We start from the raw sequence: 5,271 nt of genomic DNA, 5'->3' as shown, positions 1-5,271 counted from the left end.
GCCGGGGCGACGGCGACCTCCGCCCTCGTCGCGCTCGCCGAGCGCGGCACGCGCGACGTCGAGGTCGCCGCGCGGCGACCGGAGGCCGTCGAGGCGCTCCGCCCGGTCGCCGACCGCTACGGCCTGTCGCTGGCCGCCGCGCCGCTCGCACAGCCTCCGGCGACCGACGTGCCGCTGACGATCTCGACCATCCCGGGCGGCACCGAGCTGCCGGCCGACGTGACGCTCGCGCTCGCGGAGCACGGCGGCACGCTGTTCGACGTCGTCTACGGGCACTGGCCGACGACGCTCGCGACCGCGTGGGAGCGCGCCGGCGGGCGTGCCCTGAGCGGCGCCGGGATGCTGCTGCACCAGGCCGTGCTGCAGATCCGCCTCTTCGCGACCGGCGACGTCGACGAGCCGCTGCCGGACGAGGACGGCGTCGTCGCGGTGATGCGCCGCGCGCTCGTGGGAGACTAGACGGATGCTCCGCGTGCTGACGGCCGGCGAATCGCACGGCCCCGAACTCGTCGCCCTCATGGAAGGCCTCCCTGCCGGCGTCCCGGTCTCGCGTGCCGCGATCCAGGCCGACCTCGCCCGCCGCAAGCTCGGCTACGGCCGCGGCTCGCGCATGAAGTTCGAGGAGGACGAGCTCACGATCTCCTCCGGTGTGCGCCACGGGCTCACGCTCGGGAGCCCCATCGCGCTGCGCATCGGCAACACGGAGTGGCCGAAGTGGGTCGAGGTCATGAGCGCCGAGCCGGTCGAGCTGACCGACCGCTCGCGTGGCCGCGGCGCGGCGCTCACGCGCCCGCGCCCCGGCCACGCCGACCTCGTGGGCATGCAGAAGTACGGCTTCGACGAGGCGCGCCCCATCCTCGAGCGCGCCAGCGCCCGCGAGACCGCCGCGCGCGTCGCGCTCGGCGCCCTCGCCCGCGCCTTCCTCGGCGAGCTCGGCATCCGCCTCGTCAGCCACACCCTGTCGATCGGCCCCGTCCGGGTGCCGGACGGCGCCGCTCTCCCCGCGCCCGACGACGTCGACGCGCTCGACGCGGATCCGCTGCGCTGCTTCGACCCCGAGACCTCCGCCGCGATGGTCGCCGAGGTCGACGCCGCCCGCAAGGACGGCGACACGCTCGGCGGCATCGTGGAGGTGCTCGCCTACGGCCTGCCGCCGGGCCTCGGCTCGCACGTGCACTGGGACCGGCGCCTCGACGCCAAGCTCGCGCAGGCGCTCATGAGCATCCAGGCGATCAAGGGCGTCGAGGTGGGCGACGGCTTCGAGACCACGCGCCGCCGCGGCTCGGCGGCGCACGACGAGCTGTTCGTCACCGCCGACGGCATCGCCCGCTCGAGCGACAAGGCCGGCGGCACCGAGGGCGGCATGTCCACCGGCACCGTGCTGCGCGTGCGCGCGGGCATGAAGCCGATCGCGACCGTGCCGCACTCGCTCCGCACGATCGACACCGCGACCGGCGAGGCCGCCTCCGCGCACCACCAGCGTTCCGACGTGTGCGCGGTGCCCGCCGCGGGCGTCGTGGCCGAGGCCATGGTCGCGATCGTCCTCGCCGAGGTGGTGCTGGAGAAGTTCGGCGGCGACAGCGTCGCCGAGACCCGCCGCAACCTCGACGGCTACCTCGCCGCCATCCCCGAGACGCTGCAGACGGCATCCGACAGCGACGACTCGCTCGGATGAGCGCGCCGGCGATCGTGCTCATCGGTCCGATGGGCGCGGGCAAGTCCAGCGTGGGACGGCGGGTGGCCAAGGCGCTCGGCATGCCGTTCTACGACAGCGACGCCGCCGTCGTCGCCGCGCACGGCCCGATCGAGACGATCTTCGCCGAGCGGGGAGAGGCGGCGTTCCGCGCGCTCGAGCGCGACGCGGTGCGCGCGGGCCTGCAACGCGGCGGCGTGGTCGCCCTGGGCGGCGGCGCGGTGCTCGACCCCGACACGCAGGCCGATCTCGCGGGCCATCGCGTGGTGCTGCTGACGGTGTCGCCGAGGGTCGTCGCAGGCCGTGTGGGCGGCACGCGGCGTCCGCTGCTGCAGGGCGCGGGCGAGGGCGGCGAGACCGACGCCGTGGCGCGCTGGCAGCAGGTGTTCGAGTCGCGGCGCGCGCTGTACGAGCGTCTCGCCGACGCGGTGTTCGACACGTCCTCGGGACCGCTCCAGGACGTCGTCGACCGAGTGGCCGAATGGGCCGGAGGAGGCAGCCATGAGTGAGTCGACCGTCGTCACGGTGATCGGCGACCCGGGCTATGACATCACGATCGGGCGCGGCATCCTGCCCCTGCTCGCCGGCGCCCTGCCGCCGGAGGCGCGCAAGGTGCTCGTCGTGCACCCGCCGACCCTCGCCGCGCAGGCCGAGGAGCTGCGCGCGAGCCTGGGCGACGAGCGCCAGGTGCTGCTGGCCGAGGTGCCCGACGCCGAGCAGGGCAAGCGCGTGGAAGTCGCCGCGTTCTGCTGGCAGGTGATGGGCCAGGCCGACTTCACGCGCACCGACGCGGTCGTCGGCTTCGGCGGCGGCGCCGTGACCGACCTCGCCGGCTTCGTCGCCGCGACGTGGCTGCGGGGCGTCGCGGTCGTGCAGGTGCCCACGACCGTGCTCGGCATGGTCGACGCCGCCGTCGGCGGCAAGACCGGCATCAACACGGCCGAGGGCAAGAACCTCGTGGGCGCGTTCTGGCCGCCGCGGGCGGTCTTGTGCGACCTCGACCTCCTCGACACGCTGTCGCCGAACGAGCGCGTCGCCGGCTTCGCCGAGGTCGTGAAGGCCGGGTTCATCCGGCATCCCGAGATCCTCGATCTCATCGAGGTCGACCCGGTCGCCGTCGTCGACCCGCACAGCGCGGCCTTCCGGCGCTGCATCGAGCTGGCGATCGAGATGAAGGCCCAGGTCGTGGGGGAGGATCTGCGCGAGAACGGCCTGCGCGAGGTGCTCAACTACGGGCACACGCTCGGCCACGCGATCGAGCACGCGGAGCGGTACCGCTGGCGGCACGGCGCCGCCATCTCGGTCGGCATGATGTTCGCGGCCGAGCTGTCGCGGCTCGCGGGTCGGCTGTCGGATGCCGCGGTGCACCGCCAGCGGCGCATCCTCGAGCTCTTGGGGCTGCCGACGACGTACCGGGCCGGCGCCTGGCCGCAGCTGCTCGCGACGATGCAGCGCGACAAGAAGAGCCGCGGCGGCATGCTGCGCTTCATCGTGTTGGACGAGGTCGGCCGCCCGACCGTGCTACAGGCGCCCGACGAGTCGCTGCTGTACGCCGCGTACCAGGAGATCGCGGCCTGAATCGTGCGGCCCGAGCCCGAATCGGGGCGGCGCCGGCCGGATTCCGGCGCGTGCGAGCCGGATCCCGAACCGGGTTTGCATTATGATGCCCGCGCCCACCACGATGGTGCGATGAGCAAAGCCGCCGATGGTACCCGCGCCGCCCAGACGATCGCCTACCCCGCCGCCCAGTCGATCGCCTATCCGAGTGCTCATGCGCGACCACGCAAGGAGGCGACCGAGGCCGGCGCGCACGTCGTCGTGCTGTTCGGCGCCACCGGCGACCTGGCGCGCCGCAAGCTGCTGTGCGGTCTGGGCTTCCTCGCGGCGTCGGGCCTGACCGCGGGGCTGCGCGTGGTGGGCACGTCGCTCGACGAGCTGACCGACGACGAGTTCCGCGAGTTCGCGCGCACGTCGATCGAGGCGGTCGGCGCGCGCAAGCTCACCGACGAGCAGTGGGCGGTCTTCGCGCCGATGCTCTCCTACATCCCCCAGTCGGCGGGGCCCGAGGCGCTCGCGAAGAAGGTCGCGGCGGCCGAGGAGGAGCTCGGCAAGGGCGTGCGGCTGCTGCACTATCTGAGCGTCCCGCCGCAGGCGGCGTCGAAGGTGATCGAGACGCTGCGCGCGTCGGAGCTCGTGGCGCGCTCCCGCGTCATCATGGAGAAGCCGTTCGGCGAGGACCTCGAGAGCGCCGTCGCGCTCAACGCGGAGATCCACCGGACCTTCCAGGAGAAGCAGATCTTCCGGATCGACCACTTCCTCGGCAAGGAGGCGGCGCAGAACATCCTGGCGTTCCGCTTCGCGAACGGCCTGTTCGAGCCGATCTGGAACCGCAACTTCATCGACCACATCCAGATCGACGTGCCCGAGTCGCTGGGCCTCGACGCCCGCGCCGCGTTCTACGAGCCCACCGGCGCCTACAAGGACATGGTCGTCACGCACCTGTTCCAGGTGATGGCCTTCGTCGCGATGGAGCCGCCGACGGCGCTGGAGCCGCGGTCGATCTCCGAGGAGAAGAACAAGGTCTTCCGCTCGCTCGAGCCGATCCTCCCCGAGGACGCGGTGCGCGGCCAGTACACCGGCTACCGCGACGAGCCCGGTGTGCATCCCGACTCCGACACCGAGACCTTCATCGCCCTGCGCGCCCGCATCGACAACTGGCGCTGGGCGGGCGTGCCGTTCTACCTGCGCACCGGCAAGCGGCTCGCCGAGGGCATGCGCATCATCTCGATCGCCTTCAAAGAGGCCCCGAAGTCGATGTTCCCGTCCGGCTCCGGCATCGGCTCGCAGGGACCGGACCACCTGACCTTCGATCTGGCCGACGAGTCGAAGGTGTCGCTGTCGTTCTACGGCAAGCGGCCGGGGCCCGGCATGCGCCTCGACAAGCTCTCGATGCAGTTCTCCACGAAGGAGACCAGCCGCGCGGGCGACGTCCTCGAGGCCTACGAGCGCCTCATCCTCGACGCCATGCGCGGCGACCACACGCTGTTCACCACGGCGGAGGGCATCGAGTCGCTGTGGGAGCGGTCGGCGCCGCTCCTGGAGAACCCGCCCGCGGTCAAGCAGTACGCGCCCGGCTCGTGGGGGCCCAACTCCATCCACCAGCTCATCACGCCGCACGCGTGGCGCCTGCCGTTCGAGCGCATCTGGCGCGGACCGCACTGAGCCGGCGCCGCCTCTCGCCGCGGCGTCTCGTCGGAGATCGGCGTATCTTCGGACGTCGGATGCCGGTGCGCTCCGATCTTGTGCAGATCTCCGACGTCGCGCAGCTCTCCGGCACCTCGGCGTGCCGTCCCGTCGCTACGATGAGCGGGTGGCAACGGCACTGGCGATAGACCTCGGCGGCACGAAGGTGGAGGCGGCGCTGGTCGCCGACGACGGCGGCATCCTGCCCGGCACACGCGCCCGCGCGAAGATGGGCGCGGCGGCGGCGGCCGATCCCGCCGTCGCGCAGCGCGCGATCGAACGCGTCGTGCGCGAGTGCCTCGCGCACGCGCGGGGCGCCGAGGTCGTCGCCGCCG

4 protein-coding genes and 2 pseudogenes are annotated in these 5,271 nt (G+C 73.1%); all 6 read left to right on the top strand.

Annotated elements, in window-relative coordinates:
* A pseudogene (locus tag WML84_RS12600) lies at positions 1 to 459 on the top strand (shikimate dehydrogenase); the annotation flags it as partial.
* 4 nt (positions 460 to 463) lie between these two features.
* Positions 464 to 1,675: a chorismate synthase gene (aroC, locus tag WML84_RS12595; RefSeq protein WP_347346487.1), complete on the top strand. Its 1,212-nt coding sequence runs from the start codon at positions 464 to 466 to the stop codon at positions 1,673 to 1,675.
* A complete protein-coding gene (locus WML84_RS12590; RefSeq protein WP_347346486.1) occupies positions 1,672 to 2,202 on the top strand; it encodes a shikimate kinase in 531 nt (176 codons plus the stop codon). The genes aroC and WML84_RS12590 overlap by 4 nt, the downstream gene beginning before the upstream one ends.
* Positions 2,195 to 3,271, top strand: a complete 1,077-nt coding sequence (gene aroB, locus WML84_RS12585) for a 3-dehydroquinate synthase (protein ID WP_347346485.1) — start codon at positions 2,195 to 2,197, stop codon at positions 3,269 to 3,271. The genes WML84_RS12590 and aroB overlap by 8 nt, the downstream gene beginning before the upstream one ends.
* Positions 3,272 to 3,382: 111 nt before the next feature.
* Complete coding sequence (gene zwf / locus WML84_RS12580; RefSeq protein ID WP_347346484.1) at positions 3,383 to 4,915, top strand: glucose-6-phosphate dehydrogenase; 1,533 nt, start codon at positions 3,383 to 3,385, stop codon at positions 4,913 to 4,915.
* Positions 4,916 to 5,063: 148 nt separating this feature from the next.
* Positions 5,064 to 5,271, top strand: a pseudogene (locus WML84_RS12575) (ROK family protein); the annotation flags it as partial.

The organism is Microbacterium sp., assembly GCF_039812165.1.
GTDB lineage: Bacteria > Actinomycetota > Actinomycetes > Actinomycetales > Microbacteriaceae > Microbacterium.
The sequence above is the reverse complement of the archived record's forward strand: the minus strand, read 5'-3'. Positions and strand labels throughout refer to the sequence as shown.